Here is a 26,108-nt window from a genome sequence, read left to right on the forward strand (position 1 = left end):
TGCTTTGCCGATCACCATAGGCAATGTCGGCACATAGCGGTTTGGAACATGAAACGCTTCTTTGTTTGCCGGCTTGGCCCGGCGCGGCGTCGATAGCGGTAAGACAACTAAGGGAGATGTTTCGTTTTGGCCTGAATTCGGGAAATGATAAAAGTGAAACCTTCCACGCATGATAAACGTAATTCGAAAAAGAGACTTAAAGCGAAGGAGTGTGAAGGGATGTTGATTGCCCAACTGGCGGTCATTTTGTTCGCCGCCAAACTTGCCGGTGATGCGGCCGTGCGCCTTGGCCAGCCCGCCGTGCTCGGCAAGCTGCTCATCGGCATTGTGCTTGGCCCGAGCGTGTTCGGTGTGATCGAGGATACGGATCTTTTGCAGGAGTTAAGTCAAATCGGCGTCATTTTGCTTATGTTTATCGCCGGCCTTGAGACGGATATGGACCAGTTTCGGCGCACTGGAAAAGCTGCTGTGGCGGTCGGAGTGCTTGGCATTCTCGTTCCGCTGCTCGCCGGGTATGCGGCCGGCGCAGCGTTCGGCATGGAAACCGGCACGGCTCTTTTCCTCGGACTTTTGCTGTCCGCAACGAGCGTCAGCATTTCCGTGCAGGCGCTCAAAGAGATGGGACAGCTGCAATCGAAGGAAGGATCAGCGATTCTTGGCGCGGCGGTCATCGACGACGTGCTGGTCGTCATTGCCTTGGCGTTTTTATTAAGCCTAACTGGCGGCGACGTCGAGCTTGGTGCGGTCGTGCTGAAAAAAGCTGTTTTTTTTGCCGTCGCCATTTTGCTCGCTTGGAAAGCCATCCCGCTCGTATTAAAGTGGTTTGCCCCGTTGCGTGTGACAGAGGCGGTTGTCTCGGCCGGGCTGGTCATCTGTTTTGCATTTGCCTATTTTGCTGAGGCGATGGGGGTGGCGGCGATCATCGGCGCCTATATGGCCGGGCTTGGCGCGAGTTTTACGGACTATCGGGAAGAAGTATTTGAGAAAGTGGAAACGATCGCCTATTCTTTGTTTGTCCCTGTCTTTTTTACCTCCATCGGGGTTGCGGCCGACTTTTCCGGCATCGTCGAGCATTGGCCGCTGATTGTCGGTTGGAGTGCGCTCGCGATTTTGACAAAGCTTGTCGGCGCCGCGCTGGGGGCAAAATGGGCCGGATTTTCGTGGGGAAGCTCGCTGGCGGTCGGCGCTGGCATGGTGTCGCGCGGTGAGGTGGCGCTCATCATCGCCGGCATCGGCTTGGAAGCCGGCCTGCTTGATGGGAACATGTTTGCGGTCATGATCATCGTCGTATTGGTAACGACTGTTGTGACGCCGCCGTTATTGAAGATGATTTTCAGCCGTCTTCATCCGGTGCGCCGGACGGCCTAGTCGCCGTCGAAGTGGGCAGCCGGGCCGATGGCCGGCGCTATAGCGGCAAAACAGCGGGGCTGTCCCCAAAAAAGGGCAGCCTCGCTGTCGCTACGAGCGGTTCTTTTTCGCTTGCTTGGCCGTATCCACGCTGTCTTTGGCCATTTCTGCCTCCGCCTTGGAGACGGTCGGGTTGGCTACTTCTTGGCTCACCTTGTTTTGTCTTCCTTTGTTCGACATGCGATCCCCTCCTTTCGGCCAGTTTCGCTCCGCTTGCCGTATGCCCGCAAAATGCTGTTTAGTTCGCTGCTATGTTTCGTCGGAATTTGATGGCGGGCCTGGTCAATAAACACAATATCTGCATGCGGCACATAACGTTGGAACATAGCGATATACGGATGGATGTAACGATCGCGTGCTCCATAAATAAGGAGCACGGGCAAGCGGAGGGAAGACAGTTGTTTTGTGCATCCATAAACAAGCCCAGCCTGGTACATGGCGTTTAAATCCCGTTTATGGGTCAGCCGGGCGTACCGCCGCAACAGCTGCCATTCGCGCCAGTTCGTTTTGTGCCCCCAAGCAAGAGCCGCCGCAAGCAGCGGGATGGCCCCAAGTTTTGCGGCGGAGATGCCGAGCAAAAACTCGCTGAACAAAAGCGGGGTGCACACTTCCGGAAACCCGCCGATCAAAACGAGCTGTTCGACATGCTCGGGATAGCGGAGCGCGAAATCAAGCGCAATGGATCCGCCGTTTGAGTAGCCGCAAATGATGGCGCGCCGAACGCCGAGGGCGCGGAGCAATACGGAAATGTCGTCGGCAAGCAGCGGTACGGTGATCGGTGCATCTGACGAACTGCTTCGCCCGTTTCCACGCATATCATACAAAATAAGGCGAAAATGGCGGGCGAGCGGTTCTTGGCGGCAAAAAACGGCATGCCCCATTCCTGGGGGATGGATGAACAAAAGCGGTGTTCCTTCTCCTTTTTCCTCATAGTAAAGGCGGACTCGTTGGTTGATCGATACGTATGGCATATTCTTTCCTCCCTCCCATTAGTATGTCGAGAAGAGCGGCGTCCCATCCAAAAAACGTCATTGAGAGCGATGGCCCATCCGGTTTATAATGTAGTCTGCATAGACTAGCGGCAGACGATGGGTGCGGAAAGGAGGGAGGCTGATGGAACAGCCGTTTCGCGTCGAAAAAACGCTCAACAACAACGTGTTAATCGCTTCCCATCCGGCATATGGCGAAGTCGTTTTGCTCGGCAAAGGAATCGGCTTCGGCAAAAAACGGGGGGACGAGATTGCCAAGAGCGCTGTGGAAAAATGTTTCGTTCTGAAAAACGAACGCGAACAAGAGCAATACAAAAAGCTGCTTCCGGAATTGAGCGAAGAATTCATCGCCCTCATGAGCGAGGTGGTTCAACATATTCAGCAACGCGTGGGCGCGCCGCTCGACGAGCACATCCATGTGGCGCTGACGGACCATATCGCTTTTACATTAAAGCGGCTTGAACAAGGATTGGATGTCAAAAACCCGTTTTTGGCTGAGACGAAAAGCTTGTATCCGTTGGAATATGAAATTGCCAATGAAGTGGCCCGCATGATTGAACAAAAGCTCGGGATTGTGCTGCCTGAAGGAGAGGCAGGCTTTATTGCCCTTCATATTCATAGCGCGATTTCCAAGCAAAGCGTGTCGGAAGCGAATCGATATTCCCAGCTCATTGCTGATCTTGTCAAGATCGTCGAGCAACAGCTTGGCGTTGACATCGACCGCGAGAGCGTTCATTATTTGCGGTTTGTCCGTCACTTGCGCTATGCGATTGAGCGGATGAAAAAAGGCGAAAAAGTCGAAGAACCAAAAAATTTGTCGAAAATCTTGAAGGAAGCGTATCCATTATGCTATAATCTAGCATGGAAGTTGGTCAAAGTCATGCAGCAAACGCTTCATCTGCCGGCGGACGATGCCGAGGCGGTCTATTTGACGTTGCATTTGCAACGGCTGGCGGAGAAAAAGAACAATACAACTGCATAGGTTGTCTCGCTTTACGTGTTACTGACTCGATCAGGCATGAGTAAAGAGGGCAAATAAGGCGGCAACAGCTGCGAATTCATCTTTGCGCTGTTGTAAGCGTTCTTTTTGTCTCTCTTTAGTCATGCCTTTTTTATTGCGCCGGCTCCCTCGGAAACGCCCGCTTCATTTTCGGTACATGAATCGGTCGTTTGCTGTAAAACTTAAGAAAAGGAAACTAAAGGAGGTTATGAAGATGAAACGAGCGTTTGGCACGCTGCAAAAGGTCGGGAAAGCGCTCATGCTGCCGGTGGCGATCTTGCCGGCGGCCGGGATTTTGTTGGCGCTTGGCAACGCCTTGAAAAACCCGGCGCTCACTGACAAAATTCCGGCGCTCAAAGCCGACTGGGTCGTGCTCATCTCCAATGTGATGGAGCAAGCAGGCGGCATCGTCTTCTCCAACTTGTCGCTCTTGTTTGCGGTTGGTGTGGCGATCGGCCTTGCCGGCGGGGACGGGGTCGCGGGCTTGGCGGCGATCATCGGCTACTTGATTATGAATGTGACGATGAGCGTCATCTTGGGCGTGACTTCCGATATGATCGGCGCCGACCCGTCGTACGCCAACATTCTCGGCATCCCGACGTTGCAAACCGGCGTCTTTGGGGGGATTATCGTCGGGATTTTGGCAGCGTACATGTACAACAAATACTTCAATATCGAACTTCCGCAATATCTCGGCTTTTTCGCCGGCAAGCGGTTCGTGCCGATCGTGACGGCGGCGTCCGCAGTCGTGCTTGGCATTCTCATGACATTCGTTTGGCCGCCGATTCAGCACGGGCTCAATGCGTTTTCGCACAATATGATCGATGCGAACAAAACGTTGGCCGCGTTCATTTTCGGCGTCATCGAACGGGCGCTCATTCCGTTTGGTTTGCATCATATTTTCTATGCACCGTTTTGGTTTGAATTTGGCGAGTACGTCAATAAAGCCGGGCAAGTGGTCCATGGCGATCAAAAAATCTTTTTCGAGCAACTGAAAGACGGGGTCAAATTGACGGCCGGCACGTTCATGACCGGGAAATTCCCGTTTATGATGTTCGGTCTCCCGGCAGCGGCGCTCGCGATCTACCACGAAGCGCGACCGGAAAACAAAAAAGTCGTTGCCGGCATCATGGGGTCGGCCGCGTTGACATCGTTTTTGACCGGGATTACCGAACCGATCGAATTTTCGTTCTTGTTCGTCGCCCCGGCGCTGTTTGCCATTCACTGCGTCTTTGCCGGCTTGTCGTTTATGATCATGCACCTGTTGAACGTCAAAATCGGGATGACCTTCTCCGGCGGGGTCATTGACTTCTTGCTGTTTGGCGTTCTGCCAAACCGGACGGCATGGTGGCTTGTCATTCCGGTCGGCTTGGTGTTTGCCGTGATTTATTATTTCGGATTCCGCTTTGCGATCCGCAAATGGGATTTGGCGACGCCGGGCCGGGAAAAAACGGTCGAGGAAGCACCGAAAGCCGAGGCAGCCGCCGCTGGCGATCTGCCGTACGAAGTGCTCGCCGCCCTTGGCGGAAAGGAAAACATCGAACATTTGGACGCATGCATTACACGTTTGCGCGTTTCGGTCCATGATATCGGCCGGGTCGATAAAGACCGGTTGAAAGCGCTCGGCGCCGCAGGGGTGCTTGAAGTCGGCAACAACGTGCAAGCGATTTTCGGTCCGAAATCGGATATGTTAAAAGGGCAAATTCAAGACATCATGCAAGGAAAAGCGCCGGCCCGGGCGGAAGAGAAACCGAAAGCAGCGGCCCCGGAAGCCGCGAAGTCCGAAACGATTGCTTCGCCGATGTCAGGAGAGGTCGTTCCGCTCGCTGAAGTGCCTGATCAAGTGTTTTCGCAAAAAATGATAGGCGACGGCTTCGCGGTCATGCCGACGGACGGCACGGTCGTCTCTCCGGTTGATGGCAAAATCATCAACGTATTTCCGACGAAGCACGCCATTGGCATTCAGTCGGCCGGCGGGCATGAAATGTTAATCCACGTCGGCATCGACACAGTGAAGCTGAACGGCCAAGGGTTTGAAGCGCTTGTCAAGGAAGGCGACGAAGTGAAAAAAGGGCAGCCGATTTTGCGCGTCGACCTTGATTATGTAAAACAGAACGCGCCATCGATTGTCACGCCGGTGATTTTCACGAATCTCGAAGCCGGCGAAACGGTTCACATCAACAAGCAAGGCCCGGTTGCTCGAGGAGAAGACGCTGTTGTTACGCTCAGCTAAACTGCTTATTCGCGGCGGGGCGGGGCCAAGCATTTTCCGTTGCCTCCCCGCCCCTGCATTTGATATGATGGCAAAGAAAAAATTGAAGAAAAGGGGAATGATGGACATGGCAGAAAAAACGTTTAAAGTCGTTTCTGATTCCGGCATCCACGCTCGTCCGGCGACGATTTTGGTGCAAACAGCGAGCAAATTCAACAGCGAAATCCAGCTTGAGTACAACGGCAAAACGGTGAACTTGAAATCGATCATGGGCGTCATGTCGTTAGGAATTCCGAAAGGGGCGACGATCAAAATCACGGCAGAAGGGGCCGATGCGGCAGAAGCAATGGCGGCGTTAACCGATACGTTGGCAAAGGAAGGCCTTGCGGAATAATGGAAAAGACGATTCACGGCATCGCCGCTTCAAGCGGCATCGCCATCGCCAAGGCATACCGCTTGGAGACGCCTCATTTGGCGGCCGAAAAACGGACGGTCGCCGACGTCGAGGCGGAAATTGCGCGGCTTGAGGCGGCGTTCGCGAAAGCGAAAGAAGAGCTGGAAGCCATCAAACAGCATGCCTTGGAAAAGCTTGGCGAAGACAAAGCCGCCATTTTTGCCGCCCACTTGCTTGTGCTTGACGACCCAGAATTGCTGAACCCGATTAAGGAAAAAATCAAAACAGAACAAGTGAATGCGGAATATGCGCTCCATGAAACGGCATCGTTTTTCATTTCCATGTTTGAAGGCATGGACAATGAGTATATGAAAGAGCGGGCCGCCGATATCCGCGATGTGACGAAGCGCGTCCTCGCCCATTTGCTTGGTGTGACGATCTCCAATCCGAGCCTCATTTCCGAAGAGGTCGTCATTATCGCTGAGGATTTGACGCCATCCGATACGGCGCAGCTGAACCGCCAATATGTGAAAGGATTTGCCACCGACATCGGCGGGCGAACGTCGCATTCGGCCATTATGGCCCGCTCGCTCGAAATCCCGGCTGTCGTCGGCACGAAGGCGATTACGGCGGAAGTGCAAAACGGCGACATTGTCATCGTCGATGGGCTCGACGGTCAAGTCGTCGTCAATCCGTCCCCGGAGCTGCTTGCGCGTTATGAAGAGAAGCGGGCTCGCTATGAGGAGCAAAAAGCGGAATGGGCGAAGCTTGTCGATCAACCGACGGTCACCGCTGATGGCGTGCACGTTGAGCTGGCGGCCAATATCGGCACGCCGGACGATGTGAAAGGAGCGTTGGCCAACGGGGCAGAAGGGATCGGATTGTATCGCACGGAATTTTTATACATGGGACGATCGGAGCTGCCTACGGAAGACGAACAGTTTGCGGCTTACAAAATGGTGCTTGAACAAATGGGCGGCAAGCCGGTCGTTGTGCGTACGCTTGACATTGGCGGCGACAAAGAGCTGCCGTATTTGCAGCTGCCGAAAGAAATGAATCCGTTCTTAGGGTTCCGGGCGATCCGCCTTTGCCTTGAGATGCAAGACATGTTTCGGACGCAGCTGCGCGCCTTGTTGCGGGCGAGCGTGCACGGCAATTTGAAAATCATGTTCCCGATGATTGCGACGCTCGATGAATTCCGCCAAGCGAAAGCGATTTTACTCGAAGAAAAAGAAGCGCTCCTCCGCCAAGGCGTCCCGGTCGCCGACGGGATCGAAGTCGGCATGATGGTGGAAATCCCGGCTGCCGCCGTCATGGCCGATCAGTTTGCCAGGGAAGTCGATTTCTTCAGCATCGGCACAAACGATTTAATTCAATATACGATGGCGGCCGACCGGATGAATGAGAGGGTGTCGTATCTATATCAACCGTACAACCCGGCCATTTTGCGGCTCATCAGCTATGTCATTGACGCCGCTCACCGCGAAGGGAAATGGGTTGGGATGTGCGGGGAAATGGCCGGCGACCCGATCGCCATTCCGATTTTGCTTGCCCTTGGCCTTGATGAGTTCAGCATGAGCGCCACCTCGATTTTGCCGGCGCGCGCCCAGTTGAAGCGGCTGTCAAAAGAGGATGCGGTCTGCGTGAAAGAGACAGTGCTGTCGCTCGGCACGGCTGAGGAAGTCGTGTCGTTTGTCAAACGAACGTTCCATATGGCTTGATCATAGCGAAAGGTGCAGCGGCATGAATCGGCCGCTGCGCCTTTTTTTGCCTTTAAAGGCAAGACATATGTTTCCGCGCTCTGTTCAAGCCAACAACGGTGTCGATGATTCATAGCCATACCGCTGCCGGATCGTAAGTGAAAGGCCTAAAGCGATGACTTTCGCCATTTGGTAAACAATGTGCAAATTCGTGTACGGAAGTGCGCTTACATCGGCCGTGTCCTCCATCATGACTCCCATGACGCTGATGTCTCCGACCGGTGGCAGCGATTTGCCGAGCGCCGTGCCAGGGGAAAGGGCGCCAGGGCGGATGGCGATCGTATGGACAAACGGCTGCGGCCCGACAATGCTGTCGATTGCCACCACATACGCTCCGCGCTCGTGTTGCAGCCGCTCGGAAACACGATGAATGTTCGTTGCATCGACAGGCTTCCTAAGTGTACCGATGACGGTCAAATGATCCGGATAAGCGTTTTCCAGCAGCGTGCCGACGAACGGCCCTAAGCTGTCGCCGTTGATGCGGTTGCTGCCGATGCAAACGACGGTCAAACGGGAAATGTGCGCTGGCAGCAGGGAAAACAATTCATTGCGAATAAGCAAAGGAGCAAGCGGATCACTATACAAAATCGATTTCATCGGCCGCGATTCCTTTCCGTCGGTCGTTCTCCTTTTCTTAGTTCGCGGCCGATGCTGGTGATTCCTTTTTTTCGTTTCTGTCAATTGTGTCCTTGTTTTTGCTTGAACGGATTGCGCCATTCCATCAGGACGGCATAGTTGCGCGATTCCTCATCTTCCAAATAATTGTGAACGACCGCCAGCGGGGTGCGCCCGCAACGGAGCAAAAACGTAATGACCGGATCGCTCAGCTCGCCAGCAACGACTTTGTCGATGTAGGCTTCCGGCGATAGTTCAGCCGCATGTCGATGGTAGCCAGGCATCCGCCCGCCGCCGAGCAGCCGGTCAAGGCCGAGATGGACGACGACTTCATACATCGACTGCATGAGCCATTTGCCGAGGCCGAGCTTCCGGTATGGCGGCGAGACGCAAATGTCGACGACATACAGCGTGTTTCCATCCGGGCGGTGGTTGCGGATGTAGCCGCCGTCGGTGATCTCTTCCCATGTATGATCGGCATGGGCTGGATCAAAGTCAACGATCAAGCCGGTCATCGATCCGACGATGCGCCCGTCGACTTCGACGCAAAGCGCTCCTTCGGGAAACAAGGTGACATGGTTGTGAAGCTGTTGTTCGTTCCACCATAACTCCGATGGAAACGGGGGCGGAAAACTTTCTTGCTGCACGCGGATGAGATCAGCGAAGTCGTCTGTCGTATAGTTGCGGATGACCGCTTCGCGCGGGGTGTTGCCGTCAAAGACGTATAAACGTTTATCGTACATGCCGATCCCCCTTGCTTTTTTACCTTCATCATAACGGAAAACGCGAAAAAATGGCAAGAAAAGCCTCCGACAACTAACAGCGGCCGGAGGTTTTTTGCTCGACATACTCGCTCACAAGCGCTTCGATTTGCTGTTCATCGGGCTTTTCGCCGCAAAATGCAAACTCAATTTCCTCAATCAATTCACCGTCGCGATAAACGTGCAGCGCCCCTTTTTGCAGCAAGACGCTGTATTCGATCTCAAATCGATATCCTTCGTGTTCGATGGCGCCCAATTGTCATTCACCTTCCTCTCGTTTATTGTCTCATGTGCGTCGATTCGTTATGTATGAATTAAGAAGGTCCTCCTATAGACGGGGGCCGATCGTCCTTTGTATAATGAAAATTAGTGCGACAAAAAGAGGAAACAGAGGGGAGAAATAGCGAGTGTTCCGGACATTGCGCAGCAAATTGATCGTCTTGATGGCCTTATTATTGATCATCTCGTTGGCGGCGACGCAGCTCATCGTTGTTTGGCAAACGCAACGGCTTGTTGACGCTGATGTGAAACATCGAGCGCAGACGGCGCTTGACGGATTGCTTGGCGATATTCGCGACAGCTTTCAGAGCGAGGAAAACAGCTTAGTGCAGTTTAGTGAATCGCCGTCCGCCTTGCAGATGGTGAGCGATGAAAAAGCGTGGCCGCAGATGGAAAAGCAGTTTCGTACGTTTTTGCGCCTGCATGAGAATGTGCAATTCATCTATATTGGCACTGAGCAGAAGAAAATGTACATCTCGCCGATGACAGAGCTCCCGGACGGATACGATCCGACGAGCCGCCCGTGGTATAAAGAAGCGATGAAGCGGCCGGATGAAGTCGTGTGGACCGAACCTTATGTCGATGCCATTACCGGCAAGCACGTTGTGACGTTGGCCAAAGCAGTGAGCGAAAACGGCCGCATTGCTGCGGTCATTGGCATCGATATGACGCTCGATGCGGTGACGAGAATCGTCAATGCGAGCGACGTCGGCTATCACGGCTATCCGGTGCTGTTTGACGCGAAGGGGACGGCGGTCGTCCATCCGCAATACAAAGGAAAAAATATGGCGAAAAACGCGACGGTCCGCTATATGCTCGAACATAAAAAAGGGATGCGGGAATATGAACTAGACGGGGAACAACGGGTCATGTATTTCACTACGATTCCGGAGCTCGGCTGGAAAGTCGGCGCCGTCTATAAAGAAGCAGACTTAGCCGCCATGAGCCGTTCCATTGGGAAGAACATGCTTGTCATTACCGTCATTGCGCTCGTTGTAGCGCTTGTTGCCGTCTATTTCTTGGCGCGTTCGATCACAAGGCCGATTGCTGCGCTGCAAGAGCAAGTCGAAAAGGCGGCGGGCGGCGACTTGACGGTGCACGCGCGCATCACTGCCAAAGATGAGATTGGCCGCCTCGCCCGCCACTTCAATGACATGATCGACCATATGCGGATGCTGATCAGCGAGGTGAACCGCTCGGTCAATGAATTGGCCGTTTCGGCCGACCATTTGAGCGCTGTCTCCGAAGAAACGATGGCCACAAGCGAACAAGTGGCAAAAGCGATCGGCGAAATCGCCAAAGGAACGACCGATCAAGCAGGAAGCCTTGATACGATCAATGAGCGGACGACGGCGCTGTCGCAGCAAATCGAAGCGGTCACGAATGCGACGGCTGGCATGGAGTCGCTGTCCGATGAAACGAAAACCGCGAGCTACGACGGCTTGGAGCATTTAAACATTTTGCAGAAAAAATCGGAGGAAGCGAAAAATGAACTCGAGTCTGTAGAAAATGTCATTAGCGACCTTGTGAAAAAGATGGATGAAATTGACGGTGTCATTCAAACGATCACGGCCATTTCCGGACAGACGAATTTGCTGGCGTTAAACGCCAGCATCGAGGCGGCGCGGGCTGGCGAGCATGGGAAAGGGTTTGCCGTTGTCGCCGATGAGGTGCGCAAGCTGGCCGAACAATCCGCGAAAGCGACGGAGATGATCCGCGCGACGATCGCCGCCATCCAGCAGCAAGCCGGGCTGGTGATGGAGGCGGTCCGCCGCTCCAAGCAGGCGTACGACGAACAGCGGGAAGCGGTGCACACGACCGGCGATTCATTTGTCAAAATCACTGGCATGATGGAGCAAGTGGCAACAGCGCTCGCTGGGATTATGGAGGAAGCAAAGCGGATGAACGCGAGCAAAGACGATGTCGTCGGGGCGATGCAAAACATCGCCGCCATCGCTCAACAGTCGGCGGCAGCGGCGGAAGAAGTGGCCGCTTCCGCTGATGACCAGCTGCAGGCGCTTTCGACGGTGACCGAATCGGCGGAGGCGTTAAGCGAAATGAGCCGGCAGTTGAAACAACTGGTTGAGAAGTTTAAGATTTCATAAAAAATGGAAGGCGTCCTAGCGGCAACGGGGCGCCTTTTTTATCATCTCCAGCCGAGAAGGCTCCCATTTCCGCGTGCGTAAGTGGGGGATGAAGCATCAAGGATGTTCCCTAACGCCGCCCAAAATAAAGAAGGATTTCGCTTGCTGTCTGCGTAAGACAACGGAACCGTGGGACACACGAGGATGGCTTGGCTGGCAAGCCTGTCGTGGAGCGGTTGTTCCAAAGAATCTCCCACCGCTAAACGTTTGCGCAGGCAAGAGAGCGTTCAATCATTTTCGAATAGGAGACTTTCACTTTCGCTTTGTACAGGGTGCAGTCCAAAAATAAGCGGGAGATGAATGTCGGTCGGCGTTTGCTTAAAATCGCGAATGTTCCGCCGCCGTGCAGTCACGATCTTTTTTCTATTCATACAATGATAATAAGTGAAATTTTTTCAGCTTCTTCGTCGATTTTAGTGAGCGATAGTGCTAAAATAAACAGTGAAAACGTTTATACCGTTATTTTGCTGTACGTTTGGGGATGCTGGCAGCGCAATGAGGACTTTTATGCATAGCTGTTGCCAGCCCAAACGATGCGAAAACAAGGTGGAGGTTTTTTCACGATGGCAAAACAGACGAACTACGCTCAACCGTGGAGCCAGTTTTACGGGCCGAACCTCGGTTATGTCATCGAAATGTACGAACAGTATCTCGATGACCCTAACAGCATCGACCCGGAACTGAAACAATTGTTCGAACAGTGGGGGGCGCCGGTCTTGGAAGAACCGGTTTCTCCTGCGGATGACGAAACAGCCAAAACGCATCAAACGTTCCGGCTGCCGGAGACGCCGACGATTTTCAGCAAGCTTGTCGCTGCCGTCAAGCTGGCGGACAGCATTCGCCATTACGGCCATCTGGCTGCTGATACGAATCCGCTTGTCAAAAAGGAGAAAAAGCTGCGCCGCTTGGAGCTTGACGAATACGATTTAACGGAAGAGGATTTAAAGCGCATTCCGGTCGCGTTTCTTTGTCCCCACGCTCCGGCGCATGTCAAAAACGGCTGGGACGCCATCTTGCATTTGCGCAAAATTTACACGGACAAAATCGCGTTCGAATTCTCGCAAGTACATAATCTTGAAGAGAGGAACTGGCTCATTCAGCAAATCGAGTCCGGAGCGTATTACCCGAGCTTGGCGAACAAAGAGCGGGTCGCTTTGTTGCGCCGCCTGACGGAAGTGGAAGGGTTTGAAAAGTTCATCCACCGGACGTATGTCGGGCAAAAACGGTTTTCGATCGAAGGGCTTGATTCCATGGTGCCGCTTTTGGATGAGCTCGTCCGCCAAGCGATCGAACATGAAATCGACGCTGTCAACATCGGCATGGCGCACCGCGGCCGGTTGAACGTGCTGGCTCACGTGCTCGGCAAGCCGTACGAAATGATTTTTGCCGAGTTTCAGCATGCAGAGAGCAAAAACTTTATTCCATCTGAAGGAGCGGTGGCCATCACCTACGGCTGGACGGGCGACGTGAAATACCATTTGGGGGCGGCGCGCCGCCTTCGCAATAAAAGCGCGCATACGATGCGGATTACGCTCGCCAACAACCCGAGCCACCTTGAAGTGGTCAACCCGGTTGTGCTTGGCTACACGCGCGCCGCGCAAGAGGATCGGACGAAACCGGGCGTGCCGGAACAAAAGACAGATGCTTCTTTTGCCATTTTAATTCATGGCGACGCCGCTTTCCCGGGGCAAGGCATTGTCGCCGAGACGTTCAACTTAAGCCAGCTGCGCGGTTATACGACCGGCGGGACGATCCATATCATCGCCAACAACATGATTGGCTTTACGACGGAAAGCTACGATTCACGCTCGACGACGTATGCTTCCGATATGGCGAAAGGGTTTGAGGTGCCGATTGTGCACGTCAATGCCGACGATCCGGAGGCTTGTTTGGCGGCCGCATGCTTGGCGTTTGCCTACCGCCAGCGGTTTAAAAAAGACTTTGTCATTGACCTAATCGGTTACCGCCGTTTCGGTCATAATGAAATGGATGAACCGATGGCGACGAATCCGACGATGTACGCGATCATCAACCAACATCCGACTGTGCGCAAGCTGTATGCGCAAAAATTGATGGAAAAAGGGATCATCACCGAGCGGGAAGTCGACGAAATGGAGCAAGAGGTGGCCGAACGGCTGAAAATCGCCTACGAACGGGTGCCGAAAAACGAAGACGAGCTCGATTTCATCATGGATCCGCCCAAACCGGTCGTCGATCGGCTGCCGGCAGTGAAAACGGGCGTGGCGAAAGACGTGCTCCATCGTGTGAATGAAGAATTGCTGCAGTTTCCGGACGGATTCAACGTCTTTAACAAGCTTGAGCGCATTTTAAAACGGCGAAGCGGCGTGTTTGCGCAAAACGGCAAAGTCGATTGGGCGCACGCGGAAATTTTAGCGTTTGCCACGATTTTGCAAGACGGCGTGCCGATCCGCTTGACCGGGCAAGATTCGCAGCGCGGCACGTTTGCGCAGCGCCATTTGGTGCTCCATGACGTGAAAACCGGAGAAGAGTATGTGCCGCTTCACCACATCAGCGGCGCCAAAGCGTCGTTTGTCGTGTACAACAGCCCGCTGACGGAAGCCGCCGTGCTCGGCTATGAATACGGCTACAACGTTTACGCGCCGGAGACGCTCGTGCTTTGGGAAGCGCAATTTGGCGACTTCGCCAACATGGCGCAAGTGATGTTTGATCAATTCATTTCATCCGGCCGGGCGAAATGGGGGCAAAAATCCGGGCTTGTCATGCTATTGCCGCACGGCTACGAAGGGCAAGGCCCTGAACATTCAAGCGGCCGCGTCGAGCGCTTTTTGCAGCTGGCGGCGGAAAACAACTGGACGGTTGCCAACTTATCGACGGCCGCGCAATATTTCCATATTTTGCGGCGGCAGGCGGCGCTGTTGACAAGAGAAGAAGTGCGTCCGCTCATCATTATGACGCCAAAAAGCTTGCTCCGCCATCCGCTGGCAGCGTCCGATGCGGAAGCGTTCGTTGACGGCGCGTTCTCGCCGGTGCTCGAACAGCCGGGATTGGGCGCTGACGCTGGCAAAGTGGAACGCATCGTGTTTGGCACCGGAAAATTGATGATCGATTTGGCGGAACAAATCGGCAAAATGGAAGGTCTTGACTGGCTGCATATCGTGCGCATTGAAGAGCTGTATCCGTTCCCGGAAGAAGCGGTGAAAGACATCATCGCCCGCTATCCGAACGTTAAAGAACTCGTCTGGGTGCAAGAAGAACCGAAAAACATGGGGGCATGGCTGTATATGGAACCGCGCCTGCGGGCGTTGGCTCCAGAGGGTGTCGATGTCAGCTACATTGGGCGGCGCCGGCGGGCCAGCCCGGCGGAAGGCGATCCGGTCGTCCACCGAAAAGAGCAAGAGCGCATCATCCGCTGTGCATTGACGAAGCATGAATGATGACTACGGAACATTTGAGGAGGGCATCAACGTGGCTGAGATCAAAGTCCCAGAGTTAGCAGAATCCATCACGGAGGGAACGATCGCCCAATGGCTGAAAAAACCGGGCGACTACGTGGAAAAAGGAGAATCGATTTGCGAGCTTGAAACGGATAAAGTGAACGTGGAAATTATGGCGGAAGAGTCGGGTGTTTTGCAGCAGCTGCTGGCCAATGAAGGCGATACGGTTGCGGTTGGCCAAGCGATCGCCATTATCGGCGAAGGAGCGGCAGCACCGACTGCCGCTTTGCAAGCTGCTCCGCAGCCAGCCGATGAAACGGAAACGGTCGCGCCGGCCGACAGCAATGAACAGCCAGCGCCGCAGCCAGTCGCGGCCGCCCAAGCTCCGGGCCAACGACCGATCGCCTCGCCGGCCGCTCGAAAGATGGCGCGCGAAAAAGGAATTGATTTGACGCAAGTGCCGACCGTTGATCCGCTTGGGCGCGTGCGCAAACAAGACGTCGCCTCGTTTGCCGCACAACCGGCCGCCGCCCCGCAGCCGGCTCCGCAAGCCGCGCCGACGTCGACGCCGGCCGCCGTTCCAGCCGCTGAGGCCGGCAAGCCGGTCATCCGCGAAAAAATGTCGCGCCGTCGGCAAACGATCGCCAAACGGCTGCTTGAAGTGACACAAACGACCGCGATGTTGACGACGTTCAACGAAATTGACATGTCGGCGGTCATCGATCTGCGCAAGCGGAAAAAAGATAAATTTTTCGAAGAGCATGACGTCCGCCTTGGCTTTATGTCATTTTTCGTCAAAGCGGCTGTCGCCGCGCTGAAAAAATATCCGTACGTCAACGCGGAGATCCAAGGCGATGAGATTTTGCTGAAAAAATATTACGATATCGGCGTCGCCGTGTCGACGGACGAAGGGCTTGTCGTTCCGGTTGTGCGCGACTGCGACCGGAAAAACTTCGCTGAAATTGAGCGCGACATTGCCGAATTGGCAGCGAAAGCGCGCAGCAACAAGTTGTCGCTTGCCGATTTGCAAGGCGGTACGTTTACGATCACGAACGGCGGTGTGTTCGGTTCGCTTCTGTCGACCCCGCTTCTCAACGGGCCGCAAGTCGGCATTTTAGGGATGCATTCGATCAAACTGCGTCCGGTCGCCGTCGATGAAGAGCGGATCGAAAACCGTCCCATGATGTACGTCGCCTTGTCATACGACCACCGCATCATCGATGGCAAAGAGGCCGTAGGGTTCTTAAAAACGGTGAAAGACTTGATCGAAAATCCGGAAGATTTGCTGCTTGAAAGCTGATTAGGAAGGAAAAGGGTAGCCTGCGATGCGCAGGCTCTTTCTTTTTCCCCGCCTTTCCTTGATCGGTGAATGATTTTCCATGTCTTACGGAACACTACCGGAAAAAAGGGGGGAATTTGATGCCAGAGCGTGGACGAAACGATCACCCGCACATGTTTTACCGCGACGGCGCGCGTGAAAGCGTCATCAACGATCCGACCGCCGACGGCGCCGAGGCGATTGGGGTGCGGACTGATGCTGATCCGATGAAGGATGCCAATCCGAATCCGTTTCACGTTGACCGCCTTAATGTCGAGGAAGGGATGAAACGGTTTCAGTCGTTTTTCGAAGAGAGGTGATCCGCCCAGCGGATCACTTTTTTCGCTGATCGAAAGAAGGAAAATGACGAATGATCGCGAATATAATTACTTAACACCCATTCTTTTGTTGGAGGGATGACGATGGAACTTGGATTGGCGGGAAAAACGGCGCTTGTCGCTGCCTCGAGCCAAGGGCTTGGCAAGGCGATTGCGCGAGCGCTTGTGCTTGAAGGAACAAACGTGATGATCACGAGCCGAAACGAAGAAAAGTTGCACGAAGTGGCGGAAGAATTGAACAGTTTACATAAGGGACGCGTCGCTTATACGCGCACAGATGTCACCAACGCCGACGACATTCGCCAGCTTGTCGCCAAAACGGTCGAGACGTTTGGGACGATCGATTTGCTCGTCAACAACGCCGGCGGCCCTCCGGCGGGAACGTTTGAAACGGTGAGCGACGAAGACTGGCAATATGCGTTTGAGCTCAATTTGTTAAGCTATATTCGCCTCATTCGCGAAGCGCTCCCTTACTTAAAGAAAAAGGGAGGAAAAATTGTCAACATCGCCTCATCATCGATTAAAGAGCCGATTCCGGGGCTTATTTTATCCAACACGTTCCGCACTGGCATCGTTGGGCTGACGAAAACGCTTGCTGTTGAGCTGGCTCCGGATGGCATTTTAATCAATACGGTGGCTCCTGGTCGGATCGCGACGGAGCGCGTCGCCTTTTTGGACAAAGTGAATGCCGAGAAACTCGGCATTACGAAAGAAGAAATGGAAGCGCGCATGAAAAGCGCCATTCCGCTCGGCCGCTACGGAACCCCTGAAGAGTTTGCCAATGTCGTCGTCTTCTTGCTGTCCGAAGCGAATTCGTACGTTACTGGTCAAGCGCTCATTGTCGATGGCGGCATGGTGAAGGCGATTTAAGGCAAACCGACAGGAGGGAAGACCGGATGAAAACGATCGGATTCATCGGCCTTGGCGTCATGGGGAAAAGCATGGCGCGCCACTTGCTGAAGGCGGGCTATCCACTTCTAGCTTATACACGCACAAAAGAAAAGGCGGAAGACTTGCTTCAAGAAGGAGCGGTTTGGAAGGAAACGGTTGCTGATTTGGCGCGGGAGGCGGATGTCGTCATGACGATGGTTGGCGATCCGCGCGATGTCGAGCAAGTGTATTTCGGCGAGGGTGGCATTTTGGAGAATGCGCGGCCGGGAACATATGTCATCGATATGACGACGTCAACGCCGACGCTCGCGCAATCGATTTACGAGGCGGCCAAGCAAAAGGGCATCCATGCTTTGGACGCCCCGGTGTCCGGCGGCGACATCGGCGCGCGCGAAGGAACGTTGACGATTATGGTCGGCGGTGATGAGGACGTCTTTTTGGCGTGCAAGCCGATTCTCGAGCGGCTTGGCACGAACATCGTGCGGCAAGGAGGAGCTGGAGCCGGCCAGCATACGAAAATGTGCAACCAAATTGCCATCGCGACGAACATGATTGGGGTGTGCGAGGCAATGGCGTATGCGAAGCGGGCTGGTCTTGATCCATTCAAAGTGCTTGAAAGCATCGCCAAAGGGGCAGCCGGCAGCTGGTCGCTGAGCAACTTGGCGCCGCGCATGTTGTCAGGAGATTTTGCTCCTGGGTTTTACGTCAAGCATTTCATTAAAGATATGAAAATTGCGCTTGAGGAAGCCGAGCGGATGAACTTGCCGCTGCCAGGCCTGGCGCTCGCCAAGCAACTGTACGAAGAGTTGGCGCAAGCCGGTGAGGAAAACAGCGGCACGCAAGCGCTATACAAGCGGTATGTTAAGGCGTAATCGGGGCGGTTGTTCGCCCTTTTTTATCTTCTCTGTCTTCTCAGCGAAGCAGGGGAGATGGGAAGCGCAAATTCGGATGTATTTATCGAAAAATATTGAATATTTCCTCTTGTAGAGGTATAGTAAAAGTAGAAACAACATACCAACCGGTTAGTATAAAAGGGAGGGGAGCATATGGACTTTTCTTATTCACCAAAAGTGAAAGAGTTGATCAAAAAATTAAGCGCTTTCATGGAGGATTACATTTATCCGAACGAGAGGGTGTATGAGGAGCAGCTGAACACACAAGAGTCGAGATGGTCGGGCGTGCCGCCGATCATCGAAGAATTGAAGGAAAAGGCGAAAAAAGAAGGGCTTTGGAATTTGTTTTTGCCAGACAGCGAATACGGCGCGGGATTAACGAATGTGGAGTACGCGCCGCTTTGCGAAATAATGGGCCGCTCGCTCATCGCCCCGGAAGTGTTCAACTGCAATGCGCCCGATACGGGCAATATGGAAGTGCTCGTCCGCTATGGCACAGAGGAGCAAAAGAAAAAGTGGCTCATCCCGCTCTTGAACGGAGAAATCCGCTCGTGCTTTTCGATGACGGAGCCGGATGTCGCGTCGAGCGATGCGACGAACATTCGCGCTTCGATCGTTCGCGACGGCGATGAGTATGTCATCACCGGACGGAAATGGTGGTCGTCTGGCGCCGGCGACCCGCGCTGCAAAGTCGCCATCGTGATGGGAAAAACGAACCCCGATGCGCCAAAACATGAGCAACAGTCGATGATCATCGTTCCGCTTGATACGCCGGGCGTGAAAATCGAACGGATGCTGCCGGTGTTCGGCTTTGACCATGCGCCGCACGGGCATGCCGAAATTACGTATGACCATGTGCGCGTGCCGAAAGAAAACATCATTTGGGGCGAAGGAAAAGGGTTCGCCATCGCTCAAGGCCGGCTTGGCCCGGGACGGATCCACCATTGCATGCGCCTCATCGGAGCGGCGGAGCGAGCGCTTGAACTCATGTGCCGGCGCGTACAGTCGCGGGTGGCGTTCGGCAAGCCGCTCGCTGAACACGGCGTCATCCGCGAGTGGATCGCCCAGTCGCGCATTGAGATCGAGCAGGCGCGCTTGCTGACGCTAAAGGCGGCGTACATGATGGATACGGTCGGCAACAAAGCGGCGCGCAAAGAAATTGCGATGATTAAAGTGGTGGCGCCCAATGTCGCTTTGAAGGTCATCGACCGTGCCATTCAGGCGTTTGGCGCCGCTGGGGTGAGCAACGATTTTCCGCTTGCCGCCATGTGGGCGAACTCGCGCACGCTCCGTCTGGCCGATGGGCCGGACGAAGTGCATAAAGAGCAAGTTGCCAAGCTTGAATTGCGGCAATATCAACAATAAGGGAGAGGAAGTGGTCGTATGCATGTGTTGGACTTATTTAAAATCGAGGGGAAAACCGCCATTGTCACTGGCGGTGGGCGCGGGCTCGGCGAGCAAATTGCCGTCGGTCTTGCCGAAGCCGGGGCGAACGTCGTCGTTTGTTCGCGGAAAGTGGAAGCGTGCGAGCAAGTGAAAGAAAAGCTTGAACAGCTCGGCGTCCGTTCGCTGGCGCTGCGGTGCGATGTGACGAATCCGGAGGAGGTCAAACATGTCGTCGAAACGACCGTCAAAGAGTTTGGCGGCATCGACATTTTAGTCAACAACAGCGGAGCGACGTGGGGAGCGCCGGTCGAGGAAATGCCGCTTGAGGCATGGCAAAAGGTGATCAACGTCAACGTTACCGGCACGTTTCTCATGAGCCAGGCGGTCGGCAAGGTGATGATCGCCAAACAAACCGGCGGTTCCATCATCAATATCGCTTCCGTCGCTGGCCTTGGCGGCACGCACCCGGACATTTTAAATACGATCGGCTACAACACGAGCAAAGGGGCGGTTATTACGTTTACGAGGGACCTAGCAGCCAAATGGGGGAAGCACGGCATTCGCGTCAACGCGGTGGCGCCGGGCTTTTTCCCGACGAAAATGTCAAAAGTCGTTCTTGAACGCGTTGGGAAAAAAGTGCTCGAGCATACGCCGCTCGGCCGCTTTGGCGGCGAAGATGACTTGAAAGGGGCCGTCTTGTTTCTCGCTTCCCCGGCGTCCGCCTTTGTCACGGGCGCGCTCCTCGTCGTTGACGGCGGCAGCCATGCGACCGGCATTTAATTAAAAAAGGGGGAAACGCAAATGAGCGAAAAACGGGCGTTGTCTCTTTATCCGGAACACATTTCGTTCTATATGGATATTCCCGACAAAACGGTATGCGATGTACTGCATGAACGAGCGGCGGAATTCGGCTCCCAGCCGGCGCTGACATTTTACGACAAGACGATCACCTATGCCGAGCTTGAGGCGGCGGTCAACCGTTTCACCTCAAGCCTGCAGGCGCTTGGGGTGCAAAAAGGCGACCGCGTCGCGATTATGCTGCCGAACTGCCCGCAGTATGTCATCGCTTACTACGGCATTTTGCAGGCGGGCGCGATCGTCACACAAGTGAACCCGATGCTTGTTGAGCGCGAACTTGCCTATTTGCTCAAAGACTCCGGCGCCGAGACGATCGTCATTTATGAACCGCTTTATCCGCGCCTTGCCGCCGTCAGAGGGGAGACAGCCGTCAAACAAGCGATCACTGTCAGCTTCGGAGCGCCGCCATCCGTTTCGCTGGCTGAAGGAGATGTCACGTTTGACGAATTTCTTGCTGCAGGAAGCGGAGCTGTGCGCCCGGTGTCGATCGAATCAACGCATGACGTCGCTGTGTTGCAATATACTGGCGGGACGACAGGGCGCTCAAAAGGGGCGATGCTCACCCATCGCAACATTTTCGCCAACGTCTTGCAATGCGCCGAATTTTTCAAAGGGACATTTGAGTTCGGGAAAGAGCGATATTTAACTGTCATCCCGTTGTTCCACGTGTTCGCGATGACGTCGGGAATGAACTTGGCCATTTACCAAGGAGCGGAAAACATTTTGCTGCCGCGCTTTGAGCTGAAAGAAGTGTTGGAGACGATTCGCGGCAAGCAGCCGACCGTGTTTCCAGGCGTGCCGACGATGTATGTCGCTATTACAAATACTCCTGGAGTCGAGCAATACGGCATCAGTAGCATTAAAACGTGCAACAGCGGCAGCGCGCCGATGCCGCTTGAATTGATGCGCGATTTCGAAGCGAAAACGGGAGCGGTTATCCTTGAAGGATACGGCTTGTCCGAAGCCTCGCCAGTGACGCATTGCAATCCGCCGTTTGCGGCGCGCAAGCCGGGCACGGTCGGCATCGGCATGCCGCTGACCGAGTACAAAGTCGTCGATGTGGCGACTGGCACGCAAGAGCTGCCGCCAGGCGAAGTCGGCGAGCTGATTATCCGTGGACCGCAAGTGATGAAAGGCTATTGGAACATGCCGGAAGAAACGGCGGCGGCGCTGCGTGACGGATGGCTGTACACTGGCGATTTGGCTTCGATTGACGAGGAAGGGTATGTGACGATTGTCGACCGGAAAAAAGATCTGATCATCGCCGGCGGCTATAACATTTATCCGCGCGAAATCGAAGAAGTGCTGTACGAACATCCAGCGGTGAAAGAGGCGGCGGCAGTTGGTGTGCCTGATCCGTACCGCGGCGAAACGGTGAAGGCGATTATCGTTTTAAAAGATGGAATGCAGGCAAGCGAAGAAGAAATTCTTGCCCATTGCCGAAAAAACTTAGCGGCGTACAAAGTGCCGCGCATTGTCGAGTTCCGTGCCGAACTGCCGAAGACGAACGTCGGGAAAATTTTGCGCCGCGCCTTGCGTGAAGAAGCATCCCACTCGCAATAACGGCGCGGCTTTCGGCCAAGTCCCAAGCAGGCTTGGCCGTTTTATGGTACAATAGCTGGCAGCGACTACATTTTAGGCAAGAGGTGTAAAAACATGAAGGAGAAAATTATGGCTGCCAGCATTGAGCTGTTTGAACAAAATGGGTTCAGCGAAACATCGATCCAAGACATCGTTGACGCCCTCGGGGTGACAAAAGGGACGTTTTATTACTATTTTACAAGCAAAGAAGAACTGTTGATGGATATTCACCTTCGCTACATTGAAGGGCTGCTTGACGAAGAGGAGCGCATTATAAGCGATAAACGGCGCCCGTTGCGGGAGAAGCTGTATGACATTATCTTCATGCTCATTCATAATGTCGAGCGGCAAGGAAGGGAAGCTCGCATTTTTTTTCGTGAAATGAAGCATTTGAGTGAGGAGCATTTACAAAAAGTAAAAGAAAAGCGCGATTTGTTCCGCTATCGGCTGCAGTCGTTGATTGAGGAAGGAATGAAAAGCGGTGAACTGCGCTGCGATTTGTCACCATCGATCGCCACGCTTACCGTTCTTGGGGCGGCCAATTGGAGCTACCAGTGGTTTCGCCCGGACGGAGAGCTGACCGATGCCGAGGTGGCGAAGCAGATGGTGGAGATTCTGCTTAATGGCATGAGCGCGCCGTCTGTCTCGAAAGCCGAGTGAAAAGAGAGACAAACAAGTCTGAGCCGATGTGTGTCGATGGATGCTGCCCGTGCGGCGGCATGGCGCGCTTGAATTGTTGACCAAGGGGGGAAAGGGAGATGACAGCGATTATTCCAGTGCGCAAGGGGGAAGAACTGCCGGCAGGGAAGCTGGCCAAGTTTTTGCGCACGGTGCTGCCGGACATGCCGGATGGGGAGCTCGAGATCCAGCAATTTTCCGCCGGCCGGTCGAATTTGACGTATTTGCTCCGCTGTGGGGAGTGGGAGGCGGTGCTGCGCCGGCCGCCGTTTGGCCCGGTGCCGCCGAAAGCGCACGATATGAAGCGGGAGAGCACGTGGCTTTCTGAAATCCATCCGCTGTTCCCGCTCGCCCCGAAACCATTCTATTTTTGTGAAGACGAATCGGTGATCGGCAGTCCGTTTTTCGTCATGGAGCGGCGGCATGGCGTCGTGATTGACAGTGATTTTCCCGATGGCATCACTCCGACGGAGGAGGTTTGCCGTGGCATTTCCGAGACGATGGTCGAGACGCTTGTCCGTATCCATCAAATTGATTATACGAACACACGCCTCGTTCAGATGGTAAAGCCGGATGGGTTTATGGAACGGCAAGTGCACGGATGGATCCAGCGCTATGAGCGGGCCAAGACGGATGATATTCCGGAAGCCGAGGCGCTGATGAAGTGGCTCGCTTCTCATATTCCACCGCAGCGCGAAGCAACCGTAATCCATTACGATTTTAAGCTGAATAACGCTTTGTTTGCCAAAGACGACATCACCAAAATGGTTGGGCTGTTTGATTGGGAGATGTCGACGGTCGGGGATCCGCTTGCCGATTTGGCGGTGGCCATGAGTTATTGGATTGAGGAAGACGATCCTCCACTCATTAAAAGTGGGTTTGGCCGCGCGCCGGTCACCGTCCGTCCCGGTTTTTATACGCGCGAACAGTTTATTGAGGCATATGCCAAAAAAAGCGGCCGTGATGTGTCCGATATACACGTTTATTTAACGTTTGCCTACTTTAAATTAGCGGTCATTTGCCAGCAAATTTATTACCGCTACCGCCGCGGACAGACGAACGATGAGCGGTTTCGCCATTTTGGCCAGTTTGTCGAAGCGCTCATTGAGCATGCATGGCAGCTGGCGACAGGACGGTGAGGCGGCGTGATGACAAAAGTGCATGTCGTGCTGCGCAAAGAAGACATTGATGAGATGGCGCTTGCTGATCGAAAGGTGGCTGTCGTGTTCGATGTTTTGCTTGCCACCTCGTCGATTACAGCAGTTCTCTCTGCCGGCGCTCGTTCGGTGATCCCGGTGCGCGATGCCGAGGAGGCCAAGGAGATCGCGCTTCGCTTGCCAGAGGGCAGCTATGAGCTCGTCGGCGAATACGAAGGGCGGACGATCGCCGGTTTTCATCCGCCGGCGCCGCTGTTTTTGCAAACGGTTTGTCCAGGGAAAACAGTCGTGCTATCGACGACCAATGGCACGGTGGCGATTCGCAGAGCTCAGCCAGCCCGTGCGGTGTACGCGGCGAGCTTGCTGAACAGCCCGGCGGTCAGCGAGCATATTTGCCGTTTACATCAGGAAGAGACGATCATTGTGATTTGTTCCGGCTCGTCGGGCCGTTTTTGCCTAGAAGACTTTTATGGCGCCGGCTACTTTGTGCACTGCTTGATCGAGCAAGGGATCAACGCGGCGGAGCTGTCCGACAGCGCGACGGCCGCATGGTTCTTTTACCGGCAATATTCAGATGAAGGAAAGGCGAAAGAAGTGTTGTCTGCCTCGCGCGTCGGCCGTTGGATGACGGCGTACGGCTTGGAAAAAGAAATCGACTACATCAACCGGCACGGGTCGCTTTCTGCCGTTCCAAAACTTGAGCTGGGGCCGTTCGGCCTGGAACTGCGCAATATGGCGTCGACAAAAGTAACGAAAGAGGGGATATCGCCATGAAATTTGTCCAATTCGTTGAATACGGTGGACCGGATGTCTTGCGTGTTTGCGAAGGCGAACGTCCGAAACCCACGGGGCGGCAAGTCGTGATTGAAGCTGAAGCGATCGGCGTCAACTATGCGGATACAGCCCGACGGGAAGGCCGCTATGTTGTGCCGACGCCGCTTCCGTTCATCCCTGGGACGGAAGTGGCCGGCGTTGTCCGTGAAGTTGGTCCGGAGGTGCAAACGGTCCTCCCGGGGCAACGCGTCGTCGCGTTGATCGAATCCGGCGGCTACGCTGAGTTTGTCGCCGTCGATGAACGGGCGGTCGTGCCGCTTCCGGATGGAATGGATGCCCGGCAGGCGGCGGCCTTGCCGGTGCAAGGGCTAAGCGCCTACCATATTCTCAAAACGATGGGCCGCTTGGAAGAAGGGGAGACGGTGCTCGTTCATGCCGCAGCCGGCGGCGTTGGGACGATTGCCGTCCAATTGGCGAAACGGTTCGGCGCCAAAATGGTCATCGCCACGGCAAGCACGGAGGAAAAACGAGCGCTCGCCAAACAGCTTGGCGCTGATGTCACCATTGATTATACAAAAGACAGCTGGGCTGCGGACGTGATGGAGGCGACCGGTGGGCGCGGCGTCGATGTCGCTTTGGAAATGGCGGGCGGCGATGTCTTTCATCAGACGCTCGATTGCCTTGCTCCGTTCGGCCGCCTGGTCGTATATGGGGCGGCGAGCGGGGAAATGACGCGTCTCAATCCAGTCCGGCTGATGGCGAAAAACTGGTCAGTGATCGGCTTTTTCTTGCCGCAAATCATGAAAAAGCGGGCGTTGTACGAACAAAGTTTGCGGGAATTGCTCGCGTGGGTGCAGGAAGGAAGCCTGAAGCTGATGATCGGCGGCGTCTACCCGCTTGAGCAGGCTTCTGAAGTGCATCGGCTGCTGCAGGGGCGGAAAACGCATGGCAAGCTATTGCTTGTGCCATAAGTAAAGAAGAGGGGGCTGACCCAAAAGGCTGTCTGCCTTCAGGGTAGACACAAAATATAGTGCGGAAGAATCGATTGCGGAAATGAGAGTGAAAACAAGGAAAATTCGTAGACACAAAATATAGTGCGGAAGAATCGGTCAGTGCGTATATATAGAGACGAAAGAGGGTGTCCCGATCCTTTTGGGACACCCTTTTCTTGTATATTCCCCTAAAGCCAATGGTGAACAAAAGTCGAAAGAAAAGCAGCCTTTTTCTTATGGGGGCATGGCGGCCTAAACCGATACG

At 54.4% G+C, this 26,108-nt stretch carries 22 protein-coding genes and 1 pseudogene; 18 read left to right on the top strand and 5 right to left on the bottom strand.

Going from position 1 to position 26,108, the window contains the following annotated elements:
- Positions 1-219: 219 nt before the first annotated feature.
- Complete coding sequence (locus tag GT3570_RS04770) at positions 220-1,368, top strand: cation:proton antiporter (RefSeq protein ID WP_014195304.1); 1,149 nt, start codon at positions 220-222, stop codon at positions 1,366-1,368.
- 90 nt (positions 1,369-1,458) lie between these two features.
- Here GT3570_RS04770 and GT3570_RS19025 read toward each other — a convergent pair whose 3' ends face one another.
- Both GT3570_RS19025 and GT3570_RS04775 read right to left on the bottom strand, forming a co-directional pair.
- Positions 1,459-1,587, bottom strand: a complete 129-nt coding sequence (locus GT3570_RS19025; RefSeq protein WP_013145936.1) for a hypothetical protein — start codon at positions 1,585-1,587, stop codon at positions 1,459-1,461.
- A complete protein-coding gene (locus GT3570_RS04775; RefSeq protein ID WP_011230490.1) occupies positions 1,557-2,378 on the bottom strand; it encodes an alpha/beta fold hydrolase in 822 nt (273 codons plus the stop codon). Before GT3570_RS04775 ends, GT3570_RS19025 begins: the two co-directional genes overlap by 31 nt.
- 142 nt (positions 2,379-2,520) lie before the next feature.
- Here GT3570_RS04775 and glcT point away from each other — a divergent pair, with 142 nt between their 5' ends.
- From glcT to ptsP, 4 genes are all read left to right on the top strand, one after another.
- Positions 2,521-3,378, top strand: coding sequence for a glucose PTS transporter transcription antiterminator GlcT (glcT, locus tag GT3570_RS04780; protein WP_011230491.1), 858 nt, complete (start codon positions 2,521-2,523; stop codon positions 3,376-3,378).
- 232 nt (positions 3,379-3,610) lie between these two features.
- A complete protein-coding gene (gene ptsG, locus GT3570_RS04785) occupies positions 3,611-5,629 on the top strand; it encodes a glucose-specific PTS transporter subunit IIBC (RefSeq protein WP_062898503.1) in 2,019 nt (672 codons plus the stop codon).
- A gap of 106 nt (positions 5,630-5,735) precedes the next feature.
- Positions 5,736-6,002 (top strand): phosphocarrier protein HPr, encoded by a 267-nt coding sequence (locus GT3570_RS04790; RefSeq protein WP_011230496.1) that lies wholly within the window; start codon positions 5,736-5,738, stop codon positions 6,000-6,002.
- Entirely contained in the window at positions 6,002-7,723 is a 1,722-nt protein-coding gene (gene ptsP, locus GT3570_RS04795) for a phosphoenolpyruvate--protein phosphotransferase (protein WP_062898504.1), read from the top strand. Before GT3570_RS04790 ends, ptsP begins: the two co-directional genes overlap by 1 nt.
- Positions 7,724-7,807: 84 nt before the next feature.
- Here the strand turns inward: ptsP and yyaC are convergent, their stop codons facing one another.
- From yyaC to GT3570_RS04810, 3 genes are all read right to left on the bottom strand, one after another.
- Positions 7,808-8,359 carry a spore protease YyaC gene (gene yyaC / locus GT3570_RS04800; protein ID WP_062898505.1) on the bottom strand — a complete coding sequence of 184 codons (552 nt, stop codon included), beginning with the start codon at positions 8,357-8,359 and terminating at the stop codon, positions 7,808-7,810.
- Between the two features lie 80 nt (positions 8,360-8,439).
- Entirely contained in the window at positions 8,440-9,120 is a 681-nt protein-coding gene (locus tag GT3570_RS04805; protein ID WP_062898506.1) for a GNAT family N-acetyltransferase, read from the bottom strand.
- Between the two features lie 73 nt (positions 9,121-9,193).
- On the bottom strand, positions 9,194-9,394 hold the full coding sequence (locus tag GT3570_RS04810) for a YbxH family protein (protein ID WP_025949657.1): 201 nt from the start codon (positions 9,392-9,394) through the stop codon (positions 9,194-9,196).
- A gap of 151 nt (positions 9,395-9,545) precedes the next feature.
- On the opposite strand from GT3570_RS04810, the gene GT3570_RS04815 reads away from it, so the two are divergent.
- From GT3570_RS04815 to GT3570_RS04875, 13 genes and pseudogenes are all read left to right on the top strand, one after another.
- Complete coding sequence (locus GT3570_RS04815) at positions 9,546-11,522, top strand: methyl-accepting chemotaxis protein (protein ID WP_062898507.1); 1,977 nt, start codon at positions 9,546-9,548, stop codon at positions 11,520-11,522.
- 602 nt (positions 11,523-12,124) lie between these two features.
- On the top strand, positions 12,125-14,977 hold the full coding sequence (locus GT3570_RS04820; protein WP_062898508.1) for a 2-oxoglutarate dehydrogenase E1 component: 2,853 nt from the start codon (positions 12,125-12,127) through the stop codon (positions 14,975-14,977).
- Positions 14,978-15,008: 31 nt separating this feature from the next.
- A complete protein-coding gene (odhB, locus tag GT3570_RS04825; RefSeq protein WP_033025026.1) occupies positions 15,009-16,277 on the top strand; it encodes a 2-oxoglutarate dehydrogenase complex dihydrolipoyllysine-residue succinyltransferase in 1,269 nt (422 codons plus the stop codon).
- Between the two features lie 119 nt (positions 16,278-16,396).
- Positions 16,397-16,615: a hypothetical protein gene (locus GT3570_RS04830; RefSeq protein WP_014195324.1), complete on the top strand. Its 219-nt coding sequence runs from the start codon at positions 16,397-16,399 to the stop codon at positions 16,613-16,615.
- 102 nt (positions 16,616-16,717) lie between these two features.
- A complete protein-coding gene (locus GT3570_RS04835; RefSeq protein WP_011230526.1) occupies positions 16,718-17,503 on the top strand; it encodes an SDR family oxidoreductase in 786 nt (261 codons plus the stop codon).
- A 17-nt stretch (positions 17,504-17,520) separates the two neighbouring features.
- Positions 17,521-18,396: pseudogene (locus GT3570_RS04840) on the top strand (NAD(P)-dependent oxidoreductase); the annotation flags it as partial.
- Between the two features lie 174 nt (positions 18,397-18,570).
- Positions 18,571-19,782 (top strand): acyl-CoA dehydrogenase, encoded by a 1,212-nt coding sequence (locus tag GT3570_RS04845; RefSeq protein WP_011230528.1) that lies wholly within the window; start codon positions 18,571-18,573, stop codon positions 19,780-19,782.
- 18 nt (positions 19,783-19,800) lie between these two features.
- Positions 19,801-20,583: an SDR family oxidoreductase gene (locus GT3570_RS04850; RefSeq protein ID WP_011230529.1), complete on the top strand. Its 783-nt coding sequence runs from the start codon at positions 19,801-19,803 to the stop codon at positions 20,581-20,583.
- A 21-nt stretch (positions 20,584-20,604) separates the two neighbouring features.
- Positions 20,605-22,224 (top strand): long-chain-fatty-acid--CoA ligase, encoded by a 1,620-nt coding sequence (locus GT3570_RS04855; RefSeq protein WP_062898509.1) that lies wholly within the window; start codon positions 20,605-20,607, stop codon positions 22,222-22,224.
- Between the two features lie 93 nt (positions 22,225-22,317).
- The gene (locus tag GT3570_RS04860) at positions 22,318-22,902 is read left to right on the top strand and encodes a TetR/AcrR family transcriptional regulator (RefSeq protein WP_062898510.1); all 585 of its coding nucleotides are present in this window, start codon (positions 22,318-22,320) and stop codon (positions 22,900-22,902) included.
- 98 nt (positions 22,903-23,000) lie between these two features.
- Positions 23,001-24,059, top strand: coding sequence for a phosphotransferase family protein (locus GT3570_RS04865; protein WP_011230532.1), 1,059 nt, complete (start codon positions 23,001-23,003; stop codon positions 24,057-24,059).
- Positions 24,060-24,068: 9 nt separating this feature from the next.
- Positions 24,069-24,851 carry a 2-phosphosulfolactate phosphatase gene (locus GT3570_RS04870; protein WP_014195328.1) on the top strand — a complete coding sequence of 261 codons (783 nt, stop codon included), beginning with the start codon at positions 24,069-24,071 and terminating at the stop codon, positions 24,849-24,851.
- Complete coding sequence (locus GT3570_RS04875; RefSeq protein ID WP_014195329.1) at positions 24,848-25,822, top strand: quinone oxidoreductase family protein; 975 nt, start codon at positions 24,848-24,850, stop codon at positions 25,820-25,822. The genes GT3570_RS04870 and GT3570_RS04875 overlap by 4 nt, the downstream gene beginning before the upstream one ends.
- The last annotated feature ends 286 nt before the right edge of the window (positions 25,823-26,108 follow it).

Origin of the sequence: Geobacillus thermoleovorans (assembly GCF_001610955.1) — a bacterium.
Taxonomy (GTDB): Bacteria; Bacillota; Bacilli; order Bacillales; family Anoxybacillaceae; genus Geobacillus; species Geobacillus thermoleovorans.